17 protein-coding genes and 2 pseudogenes are annotated in these 19,684 nt (G+C 69.9%); 14 read left to right on the top strand and 5 right to left on the bottom strand.

All coding sequences use genetic code 11. The annotated features are described in order from the left end of the window. Positions 1–190: 190 nt before the first annotated feature. The gene (locus ACIRQP_RS17210; protein ID WP_403890141.1) at positions 191–838 is read right to left on the bottom strand and encodes an ATP-dependent Clp protease proteolytic subunit; all 648 of its coding nucleotides are present in this window, start codon (positions 836–838) and stop codon (positions 191–193) included. Between the two features lie 164 nt (positions 839–1,002). Here ACIRQP_RS17210 and ACIRQP_RS17215 point away from each other — a divergent pair, with 164 nt between their 5' ends. The 8 genes from ACIRQP_RS17215 to ACIRQP_RS17250 all read left to right on the top strand — a co-directional run bounded on the left by ACIRQP_RS17215 (position 1,003) and on the right by ACIRQP_RS17250 (position 7,777). Further along, positions 1,003–1,317 carry a type II toxin-antitoxin system Phd/YefM family antitoxin gene (locus tag ACIRQP_RS17215; protein ID WP_403890142.1) on the top strand — a complete coding sequence of 105 codons (315 nt, stop codon included), beginning with the start codon at positions 1,003–1,005 and terminating at the stop codon, positions 1,315–1,317. Between the two features lie 190 nt (positions 1,318–1,507). Then, positions 1,508–1,810, top strand: coding sequence for an urease subunit gamma (locus ACIRQP_RS17220; protein ID WP_403890145.1), 303 nt, complete (start codon positions 1,508–1,510; stop codon positions 1,808–1,810). Positions 1,811–1,826: 16 nt separating this feature from the next. Further along, entirely contained in the window at positions 1,827–2,138 is a 312-nt protein-coding gene (locus ACIRQP_RS17225; protein ID WP_403890148.1) for an urease subunit beta, read from the top strand. Continuing rightward, positions 2,131–3,852 (top strand): urease subunit alpha, encoded by a 1,722-nt coding sequence (locus tag ACIRQP_RS17230; RefSeq protein WP_403890150.1) that lies wholly within the window; start codon positions 2,131–2,133, stop codon positions 3,850–3,852. The genes ACIRQP_RS17225 and ACIRQP_RS17230 overlap by 8 nt, the downstream gene beginning before the upstream one ends. After that, on the top strand, positions 3,852–4,526 hold the full coding sequence (locus ACIRQP_RS17235; RefSeq protein ID WP_403890154.1) for an urease accessory protein UreF: 675 nt from the start codon (positions 3,852–3,854) through the stop codon (positions 4,524–4,526). The genes ACIRQP_RS17230 and ACIRQP_RS17235 overlap by 1 nt, the downstream gene beginning before the upstream one ends. Positions 4,527–4,620: 94 nt before the next feature. Continuing rightward, positions 4,621–5,298, top strand: coding sequence for an urease accessory protein UreG (ureG, locus tag ACIRQP_RS17240; RefSeq protein WP_403890157.1), 678 nt, complete (start codon positions 4,621–4,623; stop codon positions 5,296–5,298). Further along, positions 5,295–6,056 carry an urease accessory protein UreD gene (locus ACIRQP_RS17245; RefSeq protein WP_403890159.1) on the top strand — a complete coding sequence of 254 codons (762 nt, stop codon included), beginning with the start codon at positions 5,295–5,297 and terminating at the stop codon, positions 6,054–6,056. The genes ureG and ACIRQP_RS17245 overlap by 4 nt, the downstream gene beginning before the upstream one ends. A gap of 143 nt (positions 6,057–6,199) precedes the next feature. After that, complete coding sequence (locus tag ACIRQP_RS17250) at positions 6,200–7,777, top strand: alpha/beta hydrolase (RefSeq protein WP_403890162.1); 1,578 nt, start codon at positions 6,200–6,202, stop codon at positions 7,775–7,777. A gap of 59 nt (positions 7,778–7,836) precedes the next feature. Here the strand turns inward: ACIRQP_RS17250 and ACIRQP_RS17255 are convergent, their stop codons facing one another. Both ACIRQP_RS17255 and ACIRQP_RS17260 read right to left on the bottom strand, forming a co-directional pair. Continuing rightward, positions 7,837–8,892, bottom strand: a complete 1,056-nt coding sequence (locus ACIRQP_RS17255) for an NAD-dependent epimerase/dehydratase family protein (protein WP_403890164.1) — start codon at positions 8,890–8,892, stop codon at positions 7,837–7,839. A 65-nt stretch (positions 8,893–8,957) separates the two neighbouring features. Continuing rightward, positions 8,958–9,674, bottom strand: coding sequence for a lysophospholipid acyltransferase family protein (locus ACIRQP_RS17260; RefSeq protein ID WP_403890167.1), 717 nt, complete (start codon positions 9,672–9,674; stop codon positions 8,958–8,960). 878 nt (positions 9,675–10,552) lie between these two features. On the opposite strand from ACIRQP_RS17260, the gene ACIRQP_RS17265 reads away from it, so the two are divergent. Continuing rightward, complete coding sequence (locus tag ACIRQP_RS17265; protein ID WP_403890170.1) at positions 10,553–11,527, top strand: serine hydrolase; 975 nt, start codon at positions 10,553–10,555, stop codon at positions 11,525–11,527. A gap of 54 nt (positions 11,528–11,581) precedes the next feature. Further along, positions 11,582–11,980 (top strand): hypothetical protein, encoded by a 399-nt coding sequence (locus tag ACIRQP_RS17270; RefSeq protein WP_403890173.1) that lies wholly within the window; start codon positions 11,582–11,584, stop codon positions 11,978–11,980. Here the strand turns inward: ACIRQP_RS17270 and ACIRQP_RS17275 are convergent. Both ACIRQP_RS17275 and ACIRQP_RS17280 read right to left on the bottom strand, forming a co-directional pair. Then, the gene (locus ACIRQP_RS17275; protein ID WP_403890176.1) at positions 11,969–12,937 is read right to left on the bottom strand and encodes an aldo/keto reductase; all 969 of its coding nucleotides are present in this window, start codon (positions 12,935–12,937) and stop codon (positions 11,969–11,971) included. The genes ACIRQP_RS17270 and ACIRQP_RS17275 overlap by 12 nt on opposite strands. A 28-nt stretch (positions 12,938–12,965) precedes the next feature. Beyond that, a pseudogene (locus ACIRQP_RS17280) lies at positions 12,966–13,269 on the bottom strand (alcohol dehydrogenase); the annotation flags it as partial. Between the two features lie 560 nt (positions 13,270–13,829). Between ACIRQP_RS17280 and ACIRQP_RS17285 the strand changes: the two are divergent. The 4 genes and pseudogenes from ACIRQP_RS17285 (at position 13,830) to ACIRQP_RS17300 (ending at position 19,618) form a co-directional block, all read left to right on the top strand. After that, positions 13,830–17,000 carry a discoidin domain-containing protein gene (locus ACIRQP_RS17285; RefSeq protein WP_403890179.1) on the top strand — a complete coding sequence of 1,057 codons (3,171 nt, stop codon included), beginning with the start codon at positions 13,830–13,832 and terminating at the stop codon, positions 16,998–17,000. Positions 17,001–17,138: 138 nt separating this feature from the next. Next, a pseudogene (locus ACIRQP_RS17290) lies at positions 17,139–17,293 on the top strand (integrase); the annotation flags it as partial. 161 nt (positions 17,294–17,454) lie between these two features. Then, on the top strand, positions 17,455–18,807 hold the full coding sequence (locus ACIRQP_RS17295; RefSeq protein WP_403890182.1) for a vanadium-dependent haloperoxidase: 1,353 nt from the start codon (positions 17,455–17,457) through the stop codon (positions 18,805–18,807). Positions 18,808–19,375: 568 nt separating this feature from the next. Next, on the top strand, positions 19,376–19,618 hold the full coding sequence (locus ACIRQP_RS17300) for a DUF6296 family protein (protein WP_403890185.1): 243 nt from the start codon (positions 19,376–19,378) through the stop codon (positions 19,616–19,618). Positions 19,619–19,684 lie beyond the last annotated feature (66 nt).

Here is a 19,684-nt window from a genome sequence, read left to right on the forward strand (position 1 = left end):
TGTGTCGCGCCGGGGTGTGAGCCCGATGAGGGCCGTACCCGCAAGGGAGTCCGGGGCGCTTCGCCGATCCGGTCGCTCCGCGCAACTTGGACCCCCGTAAGCGTCCTGACAGTCCATCCGCCGAACGTGCGAGCCGTTCCCGTATGGGCGGCGTCCATACGGGAACGACTCGCCGTCCCAGCACCGGTGTTCAGTGCCCGCCAAAGGCGTTGTGCGGCGTGTTGAGGGAAGCCTTGCGGTTCTGTACGACGTGATCGAGCAGCCCGTACGTCCGGGCGGCGGGCGCGTCGAAGATCGTGTCGCGCTCGATGTCCTCGGTGATCCGCTCGGTGCTCTGCCCGGTGTGACGCGCCAGCATGGAGGTGAGCAGGGACCGCAGTCGGAGCATCTCCCGGGCGTGGATCTCCAGGTCGGACGGCTGGCCCTGGAGCGGCTCCTCGATGGCGGGCTGCTGGAGGACGAGCCGCGCGCCGGGCAGCGCCAGCCGCTTGCCGGGCGCCCCGGCGGCCAGCAGTACGGCGGCGGTCGAGGCCGCCTGTCCGAGGCAGATGGTCTCCACGTCGCAGGTGACGATCTGCATCGTGTCGTAGATCGCGGACATGGCGCTGATGGAGCCGCCCGGGGAGTTGATGTAGAGCGAGATGTCCCGGTCGGGCGCGGCGTATTCGAGGTGGATGAACTGCGCGATCACATCGTTGGCCGCGGTGTCGTCGACCGGGGTGCCGAGGAAGATGATCCGCTCTTCGAGGAGCTTGGAGTACGGGTCGAGGGTGCGGGTCCCGTTGGTCGTCCGCTCGGTGAACTCGGGCAGGACGTAGCGGGCTGACGGACGGTTCATGGCATGCCTCTCCTCGTACGCGGGTCTCGCGCGTCTCGCGGTCTCTGTCAGGTCTCTGTGAAAAATGTACAGGACGTACAGAGTCGGGGATGCGGGGCGGTGTGTGCGTGGGTGCCGTGAGCCGATCGAAAGTCCAGGGCGCGTCGTCCTCTTAAGCTGGGGGCATGGCCTACGAGATTCCGGTGACGCAAGCCCGGGCAGAGCTCGCCGATCTGATCAACCGCGTTGTCTACGGTGGTGAGCGCGTGGTGGTGACCCGGCACGGGAAGCCGCTGGTCGCGCTGGTCTCCGCCGCTGACCTGGAACGCCTTGAGAGCGAGCCGGAGGCGGCCGAGGAGCAGGTGATCAGCTCGGTCTCGGCCATCAGGTCCGGGCCGTCCGCCCCCGGTGAGCGGCGGCGGTTCGGGATCGCGGCGGAGCACCGGCGCGACCATCAGGGCCCGGAGGGCGGTGGCCGGCCTCCGGGTCCCGGCAGGTGAGGCCGTTCGCCGTCGCGCCCGACAGGCGGGGCCGTCGGCGAAAGATCAGTTAACGCGTTGGAAAAACTTCCGCCCTAACGTGCGATGCCTGGCTGTGACCATACCGATCACGGCTCAACAGAGTGTTGAAGTTGGCTAGGGTTTACGTTGCGCCCGGCCGTCACCGGGCCGGAGACGATGAGGTGGAAGCGTGCAACTGACCCCGCACGAACAGGAACGTCTGCTCATCCATGTGGCCGCGGATGTGGCGGCCAGGCGCAGGGAGCGCGGACTGCGGCTCAACCATCCCGAGGCGGTCGCCCTGATCACCTCGCACATCCTCGAAGGCGCCAGGGACGGCCGTACCGTCGCCGAGCTCATGACCTCGGGACGCGAGGTGCTCGGCCGGGACGATGTCATGGAAGGCATCCCCGAGATGATCCACGACGTCCAGGTGGAGGCCACCTTCCCGGACGGTACGAAGCTCGTCACCGTCCACGACCCGATCGTGTGACGGGGGAGCGCCGCCGATGATCCCCGGAGAGATCCTGTACGCCGAGGGGCCGATCGCCCTCAACGAGGGCCGCGAGGTCACCGCGCTCACCGTTCTCAACACCGCCGACCGGCCGGTCCAGGTCGGCTCCCACTACCACTTCGCCGAGGCCAACCCGGGGCTGGAGTTCGACCGGGCCGCCGCGCGCGGCAAGCGGCTGCATATCGCCGCCGGCACCGCCGTGCGCTTCGAACCCGGCATCCCCGTCGAAGTCGCACTCGTACCCCTCGCCGGTCTGCGCGTCGTGCCGGGACTACGGGGAGAGACCGGAGGTCCCCTCGATGACTGAGCTGTCCCGCGCCGGGTACGCCGATCTGTTCGGCCCCACCACCGGGGACCGGATCCGTCTCGCCGACACCGATCTGCTCGTCGAGATCGAGGAGGACCGCTCCGGCGGGCCGGGGCTCGCCGGGGACGAGGCGGTGTTCGGCGGCGGCAAGGTCATCCGCGAGTCGATGGGCCAGTCCCGTACGACCCGGGCCGAGGGCGCGCCCGACACCGTGATCACCGGGGCTCTGATCATCGACCACTGGGGCGTCGTCAAGGCCGACATCGGGGTACGGGACGGCCGGATCACCGGAATCGGCAAGGCCGGCAACCCCGACACCATGGACGGCGTCCATCCCGAGCTGGTCATCGGGCCCGAGACCGAAGTCATCGCGGGCAACGGGAAGATCGTCACCGCCGGGGCGATCGACGCGCATGTCCACTTCATCTCGCCGACCATCGTCGACCAGGCGCTGGCGAGCGGAGTCACCACTCTCGTCGGCGGCGGCACCGGACCGGCCGAGGGCACCAAAGCCACCACCGTCACCCCCGGAGCCTGGCATCTCGCGCGGATGTTCGAGGCGCTGGAGACGTTCCCCGTCAATATCGGGCTGCTCGGCAAGGGCAACACGATGTCCCAGGACTCGATGCGCGCCCAACTGCGCGGCGGAGCACTGGGGTTCAAGATCCATGAGGACTGGGGCGCCACCCCCGCCGTCATCGACGCGTGTCTACGGGTGTGCGAGGAGTCCGGTGCCCAACTCGCCATCCACACCGACACGTTGAACGAGGCGGGCTTCGTCGGCGACACCCTCGCCGCCATCGCGGGCCGCACCATTCACGCGTACCACACCGAAGGAGCGGGCGGCGGGCACGCCCCCGACATCATCACCGTGGTCGGCGAGCCGTACGTACTGCCCAGCTCCACCAACCCGACCCGGCCGCACACCATCAACACCATCGAGGAACACCTCGACATGCTGATGGTCTGTCACCACCTCAACCCGGCCGTGCCCGAGGATCTCGCCTTCGCGGAGTCCCGTATCCGGCCCTCCACCATCGCGGCCGAGGACATCCTGCACGACCTCGGAGCCATCTCGATCATCTCCTCCGACTCCCAGGCCATGGGGCGCGTCGGCGAGGTGATCATGCGCACCTGGCAGACCGCGCACGTGATGAAGAAGCGCCGCGGCGCACTGCCCGGCGACGGCCGCGCCGACAACCACCGCGCCCGCCGCTATGTCGCCAAATACACCATCAACCCGGCGGTCGCCCAGGGACTCGACCGGGAGATCGGGTCCGTCGAGACCGGCAAACTCGCCGATCTGGTGCTCTGGGACCCGGCCTTCTTCGGTGTCAAGCCGCAACTCGTCCTCAAGGGCGGGCAGATCGCCTACGCGCAGATGGGCGACGCCAACGCCTCCATCCCCACCCCGCAACCGGTGCTCCCGCGGCCGATGTTCGGCGCGTTGGGCCGTGCGGCGGCGGCGGGCTCGGTCAACTTCGTCGCGGAGGCGGCGATCGAGGACGGCCTGCCCGAGCGTCTCGGCCTGGCGAAGAGATTCACGCCGATCGGCAACACCCGGGGGGTCACCAAGGCGGACATGCGGGAGAACGACGCACTGCCGCGCGTCGACGTCGACGCGGACACCTTCACGGTGACCATCGACGGCGAGCCGGTGGAGCCCGCGCCCGTCACCGAACTCCCGCTGGCGCAGCGTTACTTCCTGTTCTGATGAACCGCGCCGCACTGCTCGTACTCGCCGACGGCCGGTTCCCCGCCGGCGGTCACGCCCACTCGGGCGGGGCCGAGCCGGCCGTCAGGGCGGGGCGGATCCACGACGCCCCCAGCCTGGCCGCGTTCTGCCGGGGCAGGCTGCACACCACCGGGCTGACCGCGGCGGCCCTCGCCGCGGCGGCGGCCGGGGGCCTCGACCCACTGGAACTCGACGAGGCCGCCGACGCCCGTACGCCCTCACCCGCGCTCCGGGCGACCGCGCGCAAGCTCGGCCGACAGCTGATGCGCGCCGCCCGCGCCACCTGGCCCAGCGGCGAGCTGGACGCGCTCGCCGCCGCCCGGCCGCGCGGCGCGCACCAGCCCGTCGTCCTCGGCCTCACCGCACGCTCCGCCGGGCTCGCCCCCGAGGACGCCGCGTACTGCGCGGGATACGAAACGGTCAGCGGCCCCGCGACCGCGGCCGTACGGCTGCTTGGTCTCGACCCCTTCGAGGCCACCGCCGTCCTCGCCCGCCTCGCGCCCGAGCTGGACCGGGTCGCCGGGCGGGCCGCGGAGCTGGCGGAACGGGCGGCGCGGGACGGCCTCGACGCGCTGCCGGCCGCCTCGGCGCCGCTGCTCGACATCACCGCGGAGGCGCACGCGGCCTGGCCGGTGCGGCTGTTCGCCTCGTGAGACCCGCCCCGCCCCCGCATCCTCCTCCGGCCCCCGTCCCCGCCTCCCGGACCCCCGCATCCTCGCCCCGTACCGCCCCGACAGGAGCCGCACCATGCATCTCGACCACAGCCACTCGGGCCCGGCCGCCGTCAGCGCCGACGCCCTGCGCCCCGACGGCAGGCGGCGCGCTCTCCGTATCGGCCTCGGCGGACCCGTCGGCTCGGGCAAGACCGCGACCGTCGCCGCGCTCTGCCGCACCCTGCGCGACCGGCTGTCACTCGCCGTCGTCACCAACGACATCTACACCCGCGAGGACGCCGAGTTCCTGCTCCGGCACGCGGTGCTGCCCCCCGAGCGCATCCAGGCGGTCGAGACCGGCGCCTGCCCGCACACCGCGATCCGCGACGACATCTCCGCCAACCTGGAAGCCGTCGAGGATCTGGAGCACGCCCTCGGCCGGCTCGATCTGATCCTCGTCGAGTCCGGCGGCGACAATCTCACCGCGACCTTCTCCAAGGGCCTCGTGGACGCCCAGATCTTCGTCATCGACGTGGCGGGCGGCGACGACATCCCGCGCAAGGGCGGGCCCGGTGTCACCACCGCCGATCTGCTCGTGATCAACAAGACGGACCTCGCGCCGTACGTCGGCTCCGACCTCGGCCGGATGGCCCGCGACGCCAAGGAGCAGCGCGGTGAACTTCCCGTCGTCTTCACCTCGTTGACGGGTGAGGACGGGGTGGCGCCGGTCACGGACTGGGTACTGGCGCGGCTCGCCGCCTGGACCGCATGAGCGTCCACGCCACCGCCCGTATCGTCGCCACCCGCGCCGGGCTGCCCGTACTGACCGGTGAGGGACCGCTGGTGCCGCGCCGCACCCGCGCCACCGGGGCAGGCGCCCGGGTCACCGTCGTCGGCGCCATGAGCGCACCGCTCGGCGGCGACCGGCTCGCGATCGAGGCCGACGTACGGGACGGCGCGCGGCTCACCGTGGACGCGACGGCGGCGACCGTCGCCCTGCCCGGACGTGCTGCCGGACCGGCCCACTACGACGTACGGCTGACCGTGGGGGAGGGCGCGGAGCTGCACTGGCTTCCGGAGCAGGTCATCTCGGCGTACGGCAGCGATCTGCGGATGCGCACCCGCGTCGAGCTCGCCGCCACCGCCCGGCTGGTGCTGCGCGACGAGCAGATCCTCGGCCGGCACGGCGAAGGCCCCGGCACGCTGCTGACCCGGCTCACCGTGCACCGCGCCGGACGCCCGCTGCTCGACCAGGAACTCGCCCACGGACCCGGCGCGGCCGGCGGCTGGGACGGCGGAGCGGTCCTCGGCGGTCATCGGGCCGTCGGCCAACTCCTCCTCGTGGGGCTGGAGTTCGAGGCGAATCCGGTGGAATCGCGGCTGCTGGGCGACACCGCCGTACTCACCCCGCTCGCCGGACCCGCGGCGCTCGTCACGGCGCTCGCCCCGGACGCCCTGCGGCTGCGGCGGGTCCTGGACGAGGTGCTGCGCGCGCACCTGACCCACGGATCCGTCTCCGCGTACCGCTGAGCGGGACGGCGCGTACCGGTTATGGGTTCGGTAAAGAAATGGCCGGGTGGCCTGTTCTCAGCCGCCACACAGACGAAATGATCCCGGGGAGTCCGATCGAACGCGTTGCCGCAGGCAGCGCACCACAGAGGGGGAGGTTCCACTTGAGACGCACCGCAGTGCTCGCCTCGGCCGGCACGCTGCTCACGGGAACGCTCATAGCGGGCGCGATAGCCGCCCCGGCGGCGACCGCCGAGGGCCGCCACCAGAGTGACCCGGCGGCGTACGGCGCCACGGTCGCCGCCGAGCGCGCCGCGAAAAAGGGCATCGACTGGCAGGACTGCCCCGCCGACTGGGCACTGGAGAAGCCCATCCAGTGTGGCTGGGTGAGCGTCCCGCTCGACTACACGAAGCCCAACGGCCGGCAGATCAAGATAGCCGTCGACCGGATCGGCAACACCGGCGGCAAGCAGGAGCGTCAGGGTTCCCTGGTCTACAACCCGGGCGGTCCCGGCGGCTCCGGCATGGCGTTCCCGCGCCGCGTCGTCACCAAGAACGCGATCTGGGCCGATGCCGCGAAGGCCTACGACTTCGTCGGGTTCGACCCGCGTGGCGTGGGCCACTCCACGCCCATCTCCTGCGTCGACCCGCAGGAGTTCGTCAAGGCGCCGAAGCTCGACCCGGTCCCCGACAGCGAGGCCGACAAGCGCGCCCAGCGCAAGCTGGCCGCCGAGTACGCGGACGGCTGCCAGGAGCGCAGCGGCTGGATGCTGCCGCAGATGACGACGCCCAACACCGCACGCGATCTGGATGTCATCCGGGCCGCGCTCGGCGACAAGAAGCTCAACTACGTCGGCGTCTCCTACGGCACCTACCTCGGCGCGGTCTACGGCACGCTCTTCCCGGCGCATGTGCGCCGTATGGTCGTGGACAGTGTGGTCGACCCCTCGAAGGAGAAGATCTGGTACCAGGCCAACCTGGACCAGGACGTCGCCTTCGAATCCCGCTTCCAGGACTGGATGGAGTGGGTCGCCGAGAACGACGCGTCCTTCCACATCGGGACCACCGCCGCCCAGGTCGAGAAGCAGTGGGAGACTCTCCGCGCCGCGGCCAAGAAGAACCCCATCGGCGGCGTCGTGGGACCGGCCGAACTGCTCGGTCTGTTCCAGAGCGCTCCGTACTACGACTCCAGCTGGGTGCCCGTCGCCACGGTCTGGAGCCAGTACCTCGCCGGTGACACCCAGGCGCTGATCGACGCGGCCGCCCCCGACATGTCCGACACCGCGGGCAACGCCCAGGCCGAGAACGGCAACGCGGTCTACACCGCCGTCGAGTGCGCCGACGCCAAGTGGCCGACGAGCTGGAAGCAGTGGGACCGGGACAACACCCGGCTCCACCGTGACCACCCGTTCCTCACCTGGTCCAACGCCTGGCTGAACCTGCCGTGCGCCACCTGGGGCGCCAAGCAGCAGACCCCGGTGGAGGTCAAGACCGGCAAGGGGCTGCCGCCGGTGCTGATCACCCAGTCCACGCGGGACGCCGCCACGCCGTACGGGGGCGCCGTCGAGCTGCACAAGCGCTTCGCGGGATCGCGTCTGATCACCGAGCGCGACGCCGGTTCGCACGGCATCACGAATCTGCTGAACCCGTGCATCAACGACCGGGTCGAGTCCTACCTGCTGACGGGGGCGCTGGACAGCGCCGATGTGACGTGCGCTCCGCACGCCACGCCCAAGCCGTAAGACCCCGGGACGGGGGTGGCCGGTCCGCCGGTCGCCCCCGTCCGCCGACTCCCAGCCGGTTACGAACCGGCTTCCCGGTCGTACCGCGCCAGCCAGGCATCCTCCGCCGCGTAGTCGAAGAGCCGGTCCCGTCCGTAGTTCCGGACCATCGTGGGAAACGCGTCCGCCCAGTCCCGGCCGCACAGCCGGTCGGTGAGCCAGGCGACGGTCGCGGGCAGGGACTCGGCATAGCCCGTGACCGGCCGGTACCCCAACTCCCGCTCGGCGGCGGCCATGTCGTAGACCACGGGATGCTCCAGGCTCCAGGGCGTATCGCCGACGCCGTCCTCCGGCGCCCCCTCGGCCGGTACCGTCTCGGTCTCGCGGTCCAGCACCCTGTCGATCGCCGCGCCGATCTCCGCGACGGTCGGAGCCTGTGGATCACCGGCGTTGAGCACGCGAGAGCCGGGGCGCGCCGCCGCCAGCCTGATCAGCTCGGCGAGATTGGCGACATGGACCGGATGGAAGCGGCTCCGGCCGCCGTACGCCAGTACGCGCCGCCGTCGGCCGTCCAGCAGCCGTTTGGCGAAGTACAGCTCACGCGGGGTGCGGCAGTACGGGCCATGGATCGCGCCCGCCCGCAGCAGCGTCACCGGCAGCGCGTCGCCCGCCGCCAGCAACTCGCGCTCCAGCAGCACCTTTCGGGTACCGTACGTCGCCTCGCCGGGAGCCACGGTCCGCTGTGTCTCGGGTATCGGCACCGGATAGCGCGGGCCGCCGTCGGGCTCGTCCTGGGTGTCGAAGCCCCGGCCCCGATCGTCCTCGTACACCGCGCCGCTGGAGATCACGACCGCCGAGCCGATCCGGCTGGCGAGCCCCGTCAACTGTCGGGCGTGTGTCCGCCCGAACGCGACCATGTCCACGACCACATCGCAGCCGTCGCCGATCACGGCGGCCAGCGCCGCGTCATCCTCGCGGTCCAGCCGTACCGCCCGTACGTCCTGCGGCCAGTGCTCGTCCCGGCCGCCGCCGCGCGAGGCCGCGCGCACCTCCCAGCCGTCCTCGGCGAGCGCCCGCACGGCGACCCGCCCCGTCTGTCCTGTCGCACCGATCACCACTACGTGTCCCCTGGTCATACGGGGGACGCTAGAGGTACGGGAACCCTCGCGCCCAGGGGCGTTCGCCGGTCGCGAATCTGCTCTCAGCGACGCAGCCGCGGGAACTTCCCGGCCGACGCCGCCTTCGCCTGCTCCGCCTTCACCTCGGCCGCGTAGCGGTCGACGTACTCCTGTCCGGAGAGCCCGAGGATCGCGTACATGATCTCGTCGGTGACCGCGCGGACCGCCGCCTTCTCGTTCTCCAGACCCGCGTAGCGCGCGAACTCCATCGGCTCACCGAACCGGATCGTCACCCGCTTGATCCGCGGGACGACCTGGCCCGGCGGCTGGATCTCGAAGGTGCCGACCATGGCACACGGCACCACCGGCACCTGCGCCCTGATCGCCATCACGGCGACCCCGACCTTGCCCTTGTAGAGCCGGCCGTCGTGCGAGCGGGTGCCCTCCGGATAGATCCCCAGCAACTCGTCCTTGGCCAGCACCCCGAGCCCTTCCCGAATCGCCGCCCGCCCGGCCTCCTTCCCCGACCGGTCCACCGGGATCTGCCCGGCACCGCGGAAGAAGAAGGCCGTCAGCCGCCCTTTCAGCCCGGGTCCGGTGAAGTACTCGGCCTTGGCGAGGAAGGTGATACGCCGCTTGAGGATGGCCGGCATCAGGAAGTGATCGGAGAACGACAGATGGTTACCCGCGATGATCGCGGCGCCGTCGGCGGGTATGTGTTCGAGCCCCTCGATCCGGGGCCGGAAGAGCAGCCGCAACAGGGGCCCCAGTAGCACATATTTGAGTACGTAATAGAACACGGAGTGCGCTCCTCACTGGCCCGACCGGCTCCAGGACGGAGTTGTCCCAGGTCAACGGGGATTCCGGCGGACGCAAGTGTATGTGCAGGTGTCGGCGGTTGTGACCTTCTCCGGGCAGGTCGATGATGACTCATCGGTGAGATCGTTGACGTGCTTGCGTGTATTGCGTGCATTCGCTCTGCGGTGCGTGCAACGGCACTCGGTATGAGTCGGCGCTGCCTCCTGCATTTCGTGTACATCGAGGACGGCACTTGTGAATTCTCCGCCGGATTGGTAGCCGTAGGCCGAATTGGTTGGCGCGGGTAGCGTGCGGATTTACGTGAAGAATAAGACCAAAGAGTCTGATGTTCTGTCGCGACGTCAGCTGGAGAACCGCCGGACCCCGGACAGTCTCCAGGTCCTCGTCGCGTTCGTCTGCCGGGGACAGTTCTGTGTTGCCAACGTCGGAGGCCGGCTGAATGATCTGACGAGAGGGCTGCCGGTGGTGCGGTGCCGAGGAAGACGTAGCCGCGCTTGTCGTATCGGGTGGCCACGGCCCGGTGCTGTTCCAGCCTGTTGATGGCCTGTTCGACGGTGTTGTGTTTCTTGTACCGCTCTTCGTCGAAGCCCGGTGGCCGTCCGCCGCGTGCTCCGTCGCGCGGGCGGGCGGCCTGTCTGTCGGCCTTCTCCGGTACCGTCGCGAGGTTGAGCACCTCGTCGACCAGATTGACGACGAACCGGGCCGGGTGGTCCGCGGGCAGTCGGCCGTGCGGCAGCGGCGGCACCTGGTGCGGATCGAACGCCCGGAACCGCTTGCCCCCCGCCCGGTACCCCGGCCTCGCGACGTAGGGAGGAGCCACCCAAGCACTTCGAACTCCTGTCCAATTATCATCGAACGCGTGCATGAGAACCCATCTCGCCGGGGCGGCCGCTCCCGCAGGGAGCAACGGCGTCGCCGGAAGGCCAGGAGGCGGCGCATGATGTGGGCGGTGACCACGGCTGCCGTCCTGCTCGGTGCCTCCGCCACGTATACTGCCGCTCGGCTCTACTCCGGCCGAGCGAGCGCGCCAACGGCACGCGCACCGCAGACGGCACACGCACCGCGGACGACAACAGAATCGCAGCCGGCCACGTCCGCACCTCCGGTGCCGATGGATCTTGAGTCGGCGCTCTCGCGCGTGACGGCGCTTTTCAGTGACAACAGGATGTCCGTGGCGATACTGGACACCACGAGTGGCGAATCGGCCACGTACGGCGAGGGCGCCTTCGACACGGCCAGCATCGTCAAGGTGAACATTCTCGCCACGCTTCTGCTCCAGGCACAGGACACCGGCCGGGAGCTGACGGCGCAGGAGCGCGCCTACGCCGCCGCCATGATTCAGAACAGCGACAACGACTCGACGAGCGCGCTGTGGACCGAGATCGGAAGTGCCACCGGGCTCGACGCGGCCAACGAGCGTCTCGGTCTGTCGGAGACCACAGGTGGCGACGGCACCGTATGGGGCGTGACCCAGACCACCGCACGGGACCAGATTCGGCTGCTCCAGGCCGTCTTCGGTGACAAGTCGCCACTCAGCACCGCTTCACGCGACTACATCCAGGACCTGATGTACCACATAGCCGCGAGCCAGGACTGGGGCGTGACCGCGGCGGCGGACGCGGAGAGGCCGACCGCCCTCAAGAACGGCTGGCTCCAGCGGAGCCAGACCAAGAAGTGGGACGTCAACAGCATCGGTAGGATCGAGAAGGACGGCCGGGTCTATTTCATGGCGGTGCTTTTGAACGGCTGCAGCACTCAAGAGGCGGGCATCCAGATCGTGGAGCAGGCGGCGGTCGCCACGGTGACGGCCTTCGCGGACACGCTCACCGATTGAACGTGAACTCGTGATGTCGGTCGCCCTGGGCGCTGTCTCCTTCCGCGGACAGTCATGGGCCGACGGTACGTGGGGATTGTCATCGATCTGGCGACCCGCGAAGTGATCGAACTGGTCTGCGGGCCGCCGTGCACCCACAGCAGTAGTGGCGCGGGGGTGGCGGCGCAGGCGTGGCGCGGTATCACCAGCCAGGCGCGCAGCGCCGTCCCGTTCGACAAGCGCGACCGCGACCCCGACCGCGACCCCGACCACGCCGAACGCCGCGCCATCGCCCAACCGCACCGGCTCGGCCAGCGGGCCGAACTCACCCAGGCTGCCTGCCCCATCCCCGATCACCGGCCCGGTCCCGACCACCGCCAAGCATCGGTCCGGCGACATCGAGTCGCCAGACCGGCTTCCCGCCATGCCCGGATCTGCCCCGAACCAAACGCTACTTTCGGATCAGAAGCCTGACACCGCGTGCGGAGTGTAGGGCTCGTCGAGCCGCGTCAATTCCTCCTCGGTCAGCCGCACATCAAGCGCGGCCAGCGCGTCATCGAGATGGTGCGGTGTGGTCGCCCCGACGATCGGTGCCGTCACCCCAGGCTGCTGGGCGAGCCAGGCGAGCGCCAACTGCGCCCGCGGGATGCCTCGTTCGACGGCGATCTGCGCGACACGCTCGACGATGACCCGGTCATCGTCCTTGTAGAGCGTCTTCCCGAAGTTGTCGCTCTCGCTCCTGGCGCTGGATTCGTCCCAGTCCCGGGTGAGCTTGCCTCGCGCGAGAGGGCTCCAAGGGATCACCCCGATGCCCTGGTCCGCGCAGAGCGGCATCATCTCGCGCTCTTCCTCACGGTAGAGGAGGTTGTAGTGGTTCTGCATGGTGGCGAAACGCGTCCATCCGTGCCGCTCCGCTATGTGGAGTGCCTTGGAGAACTGCCAGGCATACATCGAACTCGCCCCGATGTAGCGTGCCTTGCCGGCCTTGACGACATCGTGAAGCGCTTCCAGCGTCTCCTCGATGGGCGTGTTCGGGTCCCAGCGGTGAATCTGGTAAAGGTCGACATAGTCGGTGCCGAGCCGCCGCAGGCTGTTGTCGATCTCGGTGAAGATCGCCTTGCGGGACAACCCGCCTCCATTGGGTCCTGGACGCATGGCACCGTGCACCTTGGTCGCCAGTACGATCTCGTCCCGGCGAGCGAAGTCGCCGAGCGCGCGCCCGACGATCTCCTCGCTGGTGCCGTCCGAGTAGACGTTCGCGGTGTCGAAGAAGTTGACCCCCGCCTCGACCGCCCGCCGGATGAAGGGGCGGGACGCCTCCTCGTCCAGGGTCCATTCGTGGTTACCGCGATGGGGCGTGCCGTAGCTCATGCATCCGAGCACGAGCGGTGAGACGTCAAGGCCGGTCGAGCCGAGCTTTACGTAGCGCATGATCTCCCTAAGGTTTCAGCCGTGTATCTCAGTTGCGCAGGGAAGCGATGTTGATGTCGAAGCGGTGACGGGCATCGCCGGCGACGACGCGCTCGTACGCCTCGTTTGATCTGGTTGGCGTTGATGACCTCGATGTCGGCACCGAAGCCGTGCTCCGCGCGGAAGTCCAGCATCTCCTGGGTCTCCCTGGTCCCGCCGATCAGCGATCCGGCTGGCGTTTTGCCGCCCATGACGAGTGAGAACAGGTGGAGGGAGCCGGGGTCCTCGGGCGCACCGATGTTCGCCAGGACGCCGTCCGGCTTCAGCGGCGAGAGGTAGGCGTTCAGGTCGACGACGAGGAACATGAACCGCGGCAGATCGCGCGCCCCGGTGCGTCGGCGCGTCGAAGTCAGTGATCGGCCCCGGTACCCGGCGGGTGGTCGCCGTCCCCGCAATTCCCGCGTCCTGCGGGCTCAGCCGCGCCCGGCGCGACCGCAGGAGCTCCCCGAGCTCGGCGCTTTGGTCCATGCCTTCCAGTATGAGCGGCACCCCTGATCGGGTACGCCGCGCCACCGGTTGGCCGTCCCGCAGCGGCAGATCGACAGACCACGGGTCACCGCGGCGGAGCGCGCTTTCCTTGCTGCGCTCCTCCACCGGCTCCCCAGGCCCGAGCTGCGGCGGGCTGCACCCGATCGTCTCCCCGGACACGGTCCCGCGGTGACACCGCGACTTCATACTCTGTCGCCACGCCGTCGCATCCCGCCGCACACAACCCGGCAGACCGCCGACCCGTCGCGACATCCAGGGTCTCAGCATGAGCGTGCTGACGCGGCTCTTGACGCTTTCGGCTCCAAAACCAAGAATGGCCGGGCCTGGACAACGTTGTCAGGCGCGATCTCAGGAGGCGCTCCACGTGAACCACCACCCGGCCGGGCCCAGCAGGCGTCGATTCGTGCAACTGGCGGGAGTCACCGCGGCGTTGACGGCAGCGCCGCTTTCGCTCGCGGTCACGCCGGCAACGGCCTCCGGCAACACGCACCGGGCCGCCGGCCCGGACGAGATTGCCGAGACGTACTACAAGGCCCTGCTCACCCACACCCGCTGGTCCGAGACCCAGTGGGACACGGCCAAGGGCCACTACACCGTCACGGACTTCGGCTTCGCCGTTGTCCTCGGCAATGCGCTCCTGCTCACGCGGGGCACGTACGACGCCGAGCGGGCCGGGATCGACAAGGAGACCCTCCGCTCCCATACCCTCGCCACGATCAAGCACTTCGCGGCGTCGAACCGCCTTACCGGCGGCGCCGAGTGGGGACGCACCCTCTTCTTCGACACCACCTTCCAGCTCTACTTCGTACTCGCCGCGCGCCTTCTGTGGGACCAGCTGGACGACGCGACGCGGACGCACATCGACACCATCGTGCGCGAACAGGCTACGTACACCACGGGGCTCGGCACGGCCGACGACCCCAACTCCGCCGGCTGGACACCGCACGGCCTGACCGGCGGGTTCGTCGGTGACACCAAGCTGGAGGAGATGGGCGTCTACGCACAGTCGCTCGCACCCGGTCTCGCCTGGGCTCCTGACGACGCACGGTACCCGTCGTGGAGCGACGCCTTCGGCCGGTGGAGCCGTAACGAGACCGGGCTGCCCGTCGCCGACCTCGCCAACCCCGCCCTCGTCGACGGCGTGCCGATCAGCGACAACATCGCACGGAATCTGTACGACACGTTCATCGTGGAGAACCACAACTCCTTCGGCCCGCACTACCAGGCCGAGCTGTGGCGCACGTCGGCCCGCAACGCCGCGCACTTCATCGTCGCCGACCGTCCGATGCCCGAGGTACTGACTTCCCAGCCGAACGCCGGGCTGCTCTGGGACACGCTGCTCACCGTGATGAGTGATTCCGGTGAGCCCCTGATGCCGATGGTCAATGACCGGGAGCATCTGTACGGACGGGACGTAGTCCCGCTCGCCTTTCTCGCGCAGGTCCTCGGCGACCGGGCCGCCGCCCGCGCCGAAGCGGCCCTGGCCGAACGCCTCGACGCCTACCAGGCGTACCCGCCGGTGAACCGGCTCACGAAGTTCTCCGGTGAGCCCAAGTACGAGCCGGAGGCACGCGCCGAGATCGCAATCAGCTATCTGCTGCACGAGTGGCGCGCCGCGCACGGCAAGGCCGTACGCCCCCTCACCGACACGGAACTGTTCACGCTGGCCAGCCGTGTGACGGACTTCGGCACGGGCCCTGGCCTGCTGGCGCACCAGTCGACGGCGGCCTGGGCGGCGGCCGTCAGCAAGACGGGGTTTGTGAAGTTCGCCTGGCAACCGGCGCACGACGACTGGCTGTTCGCAATCAGTGGCGCCACCCCCATGTTCCTGCCCGCGACCACGGGCAAGGTGAACGCCCGTTCCGTCGCCACGTACAGCGTGCTCAGCGACGGCTTCGACGGCAGCGCCACTCTCTTCACCCTCGGCACCGGTTTCGCCGGATTCACCACCCTCCCCTCCGGCGCCGTGGTCTACGCGACCAGCGGCACGGGGCCCGGCGAGGGCCATCTCGAAGTGCACAACTTCACTATGTCGGGCGTCGCGGGCCTGGACGGCGGCCGCACGTACACCACCGCCGAGGGCGAGGTCACCGTCGCCGCCAAGGACGGCGGCGGCGCCACCCCGGGGCCTCCCGCGACCGGGCGCACCGACGACATCACCTTTGCCAGAGGCTCGTTCCGGCGACTGCGGATGCAAGGTGTCACCCCCGACCCGAAATACGGGTACTCGCTGTATGCCATCGAGATCCGCGACGGCGCCGACGGCCCCGACCTCGCGCGGGGCGCGACCGCCACCGCGTCGTCCGCTGACACGGGCAAGGGTGCGCCGCTGGCCGTCGACGGCGATCCCACCACTCGCTGGGCCGTCTCGGTCGCCGACCGCACCAAGGCAGGCAGCTGGATCACCGTCGACTTGGGGGAGGCCAGGGAGTCCGACCGGGCCACCCTGCGCTGGGAGGCCGCCGCCGGACGTGCGTACGTCCTCCAAGGCTCGGCGGACGGGGAGACCTGGACGGACCTCGCGCGGTATCCGCACGCCAACCTCACCAGCACCGGCGGCTGGCTCTCCGTCGACGGCAGGGCCGGGCTCGTCGTGCGGGGCGCGCGGAATCCGCTTGCCGTCTACGGGGACACGGTCGTCCTCTCGGACGGGCCCGCCGAGGCGATCCTGGTCGAGGGGCTGGTGTGCGCTGACGTGTCCGGACTGAAGGCCGCTGCCGCTGGGAGGGCGCCACAGGCGCGGAACGCGGTCGTGGCCGCCAGCACCGCGGGGGGCCACCTCAGCCTCTTCAACCTGTCCGGCGCTGCGGTGACCACCACCGTCGGTGTCCCGCAGGACACGCGGCGCCTCCAGTTGTACGCGGGCACGCAGACCGTGACCGCCACCGGCACCGACTACGACGCCGAACTCGCGGCGGCCCGCGCCGCAGTGGCACCGGCTCGCTTCACGCTGCGCTCGAACACGGGCGGGCGGGTTCCGGCCGGACTGCGAGCCGAGGTCGTCGACGCGGCCACTCTGCGGCTGACGGGGCCGTCCTGCCGTCTCGTCGTCACAGCACCGGGCCGCGACGACATACACGTCAGCGTCCGTCACGGCCGCACGGAGCAGGTGTCCGTGCCTGGCGCGCCGAGCCATTCGATTCCCGACGCCGCTCTGGGGCGGATCACCTTCCCGACGTCACCGCTGCCCTCCGGCATGTCGGACCCGGCGGCAGCTGTCGACGGCGACCCGCACACGTCCTGGACCCCCGGGGCGGGCGGCCGGATGGTGGTCGACCTCGGAGCGCAGCTACCGGTGGGCGAGGTCCGGGTGGTCTGGACGGGCGGGCACGTTCCCTCGGCGACGGTCGAGTTCAGCGCCGACGGCCTCACGTACGAGGAGGCCGGAAGGCTGCGGACCAGGCGCCGTGAGGCCACGCTCAGTACGGAGATCACCGCCCGCTACGTGGCCCTTGACATCCCGAGCCGGCGTCCCCGTGACGCTCGGGTCGTCTCGCTGTCCGTGCTCGGTTCGTCCAGTCGCCGCGCAGACTGATCTCAGCCCGTCCGGCGGCTGAGAACGAACCAACGACGGGAAAAGGGTCGCCCGTCTGGTCATGATGGTTCTTCAGGATTCCTGAAGAACCATCATGACCCTATGCCGAAGCGTGGATCGATGATGCGAAACCACTGGTCAGGGGGCAGGTTCCTGATCCGCGACCGCGACTCCAAGTTCACGCAGGCCCTCGACGCCTTGCCGACCGACGCCGGACTGAAAGTCGTCTCCACCGGCATCCAGATGCCGCGAATGAACTCCTCATGGAGCGCTGGATACAGACCTGCCCCCGGTCCCCGTTTCTTCGCCGAGTTCCCGGACCACCGCGCCGTCCAGCGTCTCCTTCCCCGATCGTCGGCGGTGTGCCGAGGCCGCGGGCGGTACGGGTGGTGCGGAGGAGCGGGCGGTGGTGAATCGGCGTGACCGTCCAGGAGCTTTGACCGTTGAGTTCGTTATGTTCACCCCTCGTACCGGCAGACGGGCCGTCGTCGGCTCCGCCGCAGCACTCCTGCTCCTCGCCGTCACGGCGGTGGCCGGCCCCGCGGCCACCGCCGACAGTGAGCGGCCGCCTTCGGCGGACCCCGCGGCCGTCCGTGACTGGAACGCCATCGCCACCGACACCATCAGCGCCAATGTCGGCGCCACCCGTCCGTCCGGGCAGGCGGCCATTTGGCACGGATTCGTGTCGGCCGCCGTCTACAACGCCGTGGTCGGCATCCAGGGCGGCTACGCCCCGTACAAGTGGCGGCTGCGCGGGCCCGCTGACGCATCGCCCGAGGCGGCGGCCGTGACCGCCGCGCACCGCGTACTGTTGACCTACTTCCCCGCCTCACGGACCCCGCTCGACGCCGCGTACGCCGACTCCCTCGCCGGGATTCCCGACGGCAGCGCCAAGAGGCAGGGCGTGGCGTTCGGGAAACGCGCCGCCGACCACATCGTCGAACTGCGCGAAGGGGACGGCCGGTTCGCGACAGTGGAGTTCAACGCCCCGCCCGCGCCCGGCGTCTGGCGGCCCACCCCGCCCAACCGTCTGCCCTTCATCGACCCCTGGCTCGCCAGATTGCGACCGATGTCACTCGACTCCCCAGCCCAGTTCCGTCCCGGGGCGCCGCCGGCGCTGTCCTCGGCCCGCTACGCCCAGGACGTGAACGAGGTGAAGAACATGGGAACGGCGACCGGCTCGTCCCGTACACCGCTCCAGACAGAGACCGCCCAGTTCTTCGGGGGCAATCTGATCGTGCAGTTCCAGACGGCGCTCCGTGACCACACCGCCCGGCACCAAGTGGGCATCGCCGAGACGGCACGGATGTTCGCCGCGGTGAACACGTCAGCGACCGACGCCGTCGTCACCGCGTGGGACGCCAAACTCCACTTCGGATTCTGGCGGCCGATCACCGCCGTCCAACTCGCCGACACCGACGGCAACCCCGCTACCGAGGCAGACCCGCGGTGGCAGCCGCTGCTCACCACACCACCGCATCCCGACTACGTCAGCGGTCACACCACGGTCGCCGCCGCCGTGACCCGAACCCTGACCGGGCTCCTCGGCACCACGCGCATCGACCTCGACATCCCCTCCGAGATCACCGGCACCACGCGCCACTACGAGTACGCCGACCGGCTCAACCGGGACATGATCAACGCCCGTGTCTGGGCCGGAATCCACTCCCGCGCGGCAGACCTGGCCGGCTGCCACGCCGGCCACCGCGTCGGTGCCTGGATTCTCACCCACCACTTCCACTCCAAGCGTCCGCCCCACCCCCAAATCCTGCTCCACCCGACCTGCCCCCGAGGCACCACCAACTGAGCTGTACTGAAGGGGCGAGGACAGGCGGCGCGGGCGGGCCGCTAGGTGTATTGATCACGAGCGTTGTCAACACCTGGTGCTCGGGTTGCTGGGTGATCCCGACAACGCGGCGAGCGTGCGTGCCGGACGCCGCCGGGCAGGCCCGTGCCCCGGAATTCTGCCGTATTCACTTCCCGCTCGGCCTGGCGGTGATCCCACGACCGTGTACGGGGCCGTTGCCCGATCGCAGCGCCCGCCGAGTGCGGGGCGGTCGCTGGGCCCTCGACTGGGTCCGTGGGCGCTGCGTTTGGGCCCGGGCCCGTCCTTAGGCTGCTGTCACTTGGGGGAACGGGTGGTGACGTTGGCGAGGAGAACAGATGAAGGGCTCCGACAGGTTCCAGCTATGGCATGAGCATGGCAAGGGATGAGTGGCCGGCGGCTTGGTGCTCCAGGATGCGGCTGTCGGGTCCGTTTGGTTACATCGGTGGTGGGGCCCGCCCGGTGGTGGGCTCCGGCTCGTTGTGACTACGGGCTCCCGATGCCACGGGGCACCGCTCTCCGTGAGAGGTGAGCTGTTCCAGGAGGCCGCATGGGAATGTCGGACACGTACACGCTGGTCTTCGCGTATCCGGACGCGTCCGCGACCGATCCGGACGACGAGGATGTCGTGGTGGTACACCGGACGGATCGGCTGGGGCCGGGCGGGCACGCGCTGTACGCGGACGAGACCGGCATCGTGCTGGCGGAGATCAGCGACCAGGACGAGGTACGGATGGTCGCCAGTGGCGGGCACCAGGACCTCAAGGCATCGGTCCGGGCGCGCCCGGTCTAGTGCCCCTCCCGGCAACGTTTGCCCCGTCGCGCAGACATTGCCGGTCGCGACACGGCTGGGGCGTGT

Source organism: Streptomyces sp. NPDC102274 (assembly GCF_044766385.1).
In the GTDB taxonomy this organism is placed as follows: domain Bacteria; phylum Actinomycetota; class Actinomycetes; order Streptomycetales; family Streptomycetaceae; genus Streptomyces.

What these genes read in the sequence shown, in the direction of transcription:
- ACIRQP_RS17275 (WP_403890176.1), bottom strand. Translation starts at nt 12,937, where the DNA reads ATGCGCTACGTAAAGCTCGGCTCGACCGGCCTTGACGTCTCACCGCTC.
- ACIRQP_RS17245 (WP_403890159.1), top strand. Translation starts at nt 5,295, where the DNA reads ATGAGCGTCCACGCCACCGCCCGTATCGTCGCCACCCGCGCCGGGCTG.
- ACIRQP_RS17210 (WP_403890141.1), bottom strand. Translation starts at nt 838, where the DNA reads ATGAACCGTCCGTCAGCCCGCTACGTCCTGCCCGAGTTCACCGAGCGG.
- ACIRQP_RS17270 (WP_403890173.1), top strand. Translation starts at nt 11,582, where the DNA reads ATGGGCCGACGGTACGTGGGGATTGTCATCGATCTGGCGACCCGCGAA.
- ACIRQP_RS17225 (WP_403890148.1), top strand. Translation starts at nt 1,827, where the DNA reads ATGATCCCCGGAGAGATCCTGTACGCCGAGGGGCCGATCGCCCTCAAC.
- ACIRQP_RS17230 (WP_403890150.1), top strand. Translation starts at nt 2,131, where the DNA reads ATGACTGAGCTGTCCCGCGCCGGGTACGCCGATCTGTTCGGCCCCACC.
- ureG (WP_403890157.1), top strand. Translation starts at nt 4,621, where the DNA reads ATGCATCTCGACCACAGCCACTCGGGCCCGGCCGCCGTCAGCGCCGAC.
- ACIRQP_RS17300 (WP_403890185.1), top strand. Translation starts at nt 19,376, where the DNA reads ATGGGAATGTCGGACACGTACACGCTGGTCTTCGCGTATCCGGACGCG.
- ACIRQP_RS17295 (WP_403890182.1), top strand. Translation starts at nt 17,455, where the DNA reads ATGTTCACCCCTCGTACCGGCAGACGGGCCGTCGTCGGCTCCGCCGCA.
- ACIRQP_RS17215 (WP_403890142.1), top strand. Translation starts at nt 1,003, where the DNA reads ATGGCCTACGAGATTCCGGTGACGCAAGCCCGGGCAGAGCTCGCCGAT.
- ACIRQP_RS17255 (WP_403890164.1), bottom strand. Translation starts at nt 8,892, where the DNA reads ATGACCAGGGGACACGTAGTGGTGATCGGTGCGACAGGACAGACGGGG.
- ACIRQP_RS17235 (WP_403890154.1), top strand. Translation starts at nt 3,852, where the DNA reads ATGAACCGCGCCGCACTGCTCGTACTCGCCGACGGCCGGTTCCCCGCC.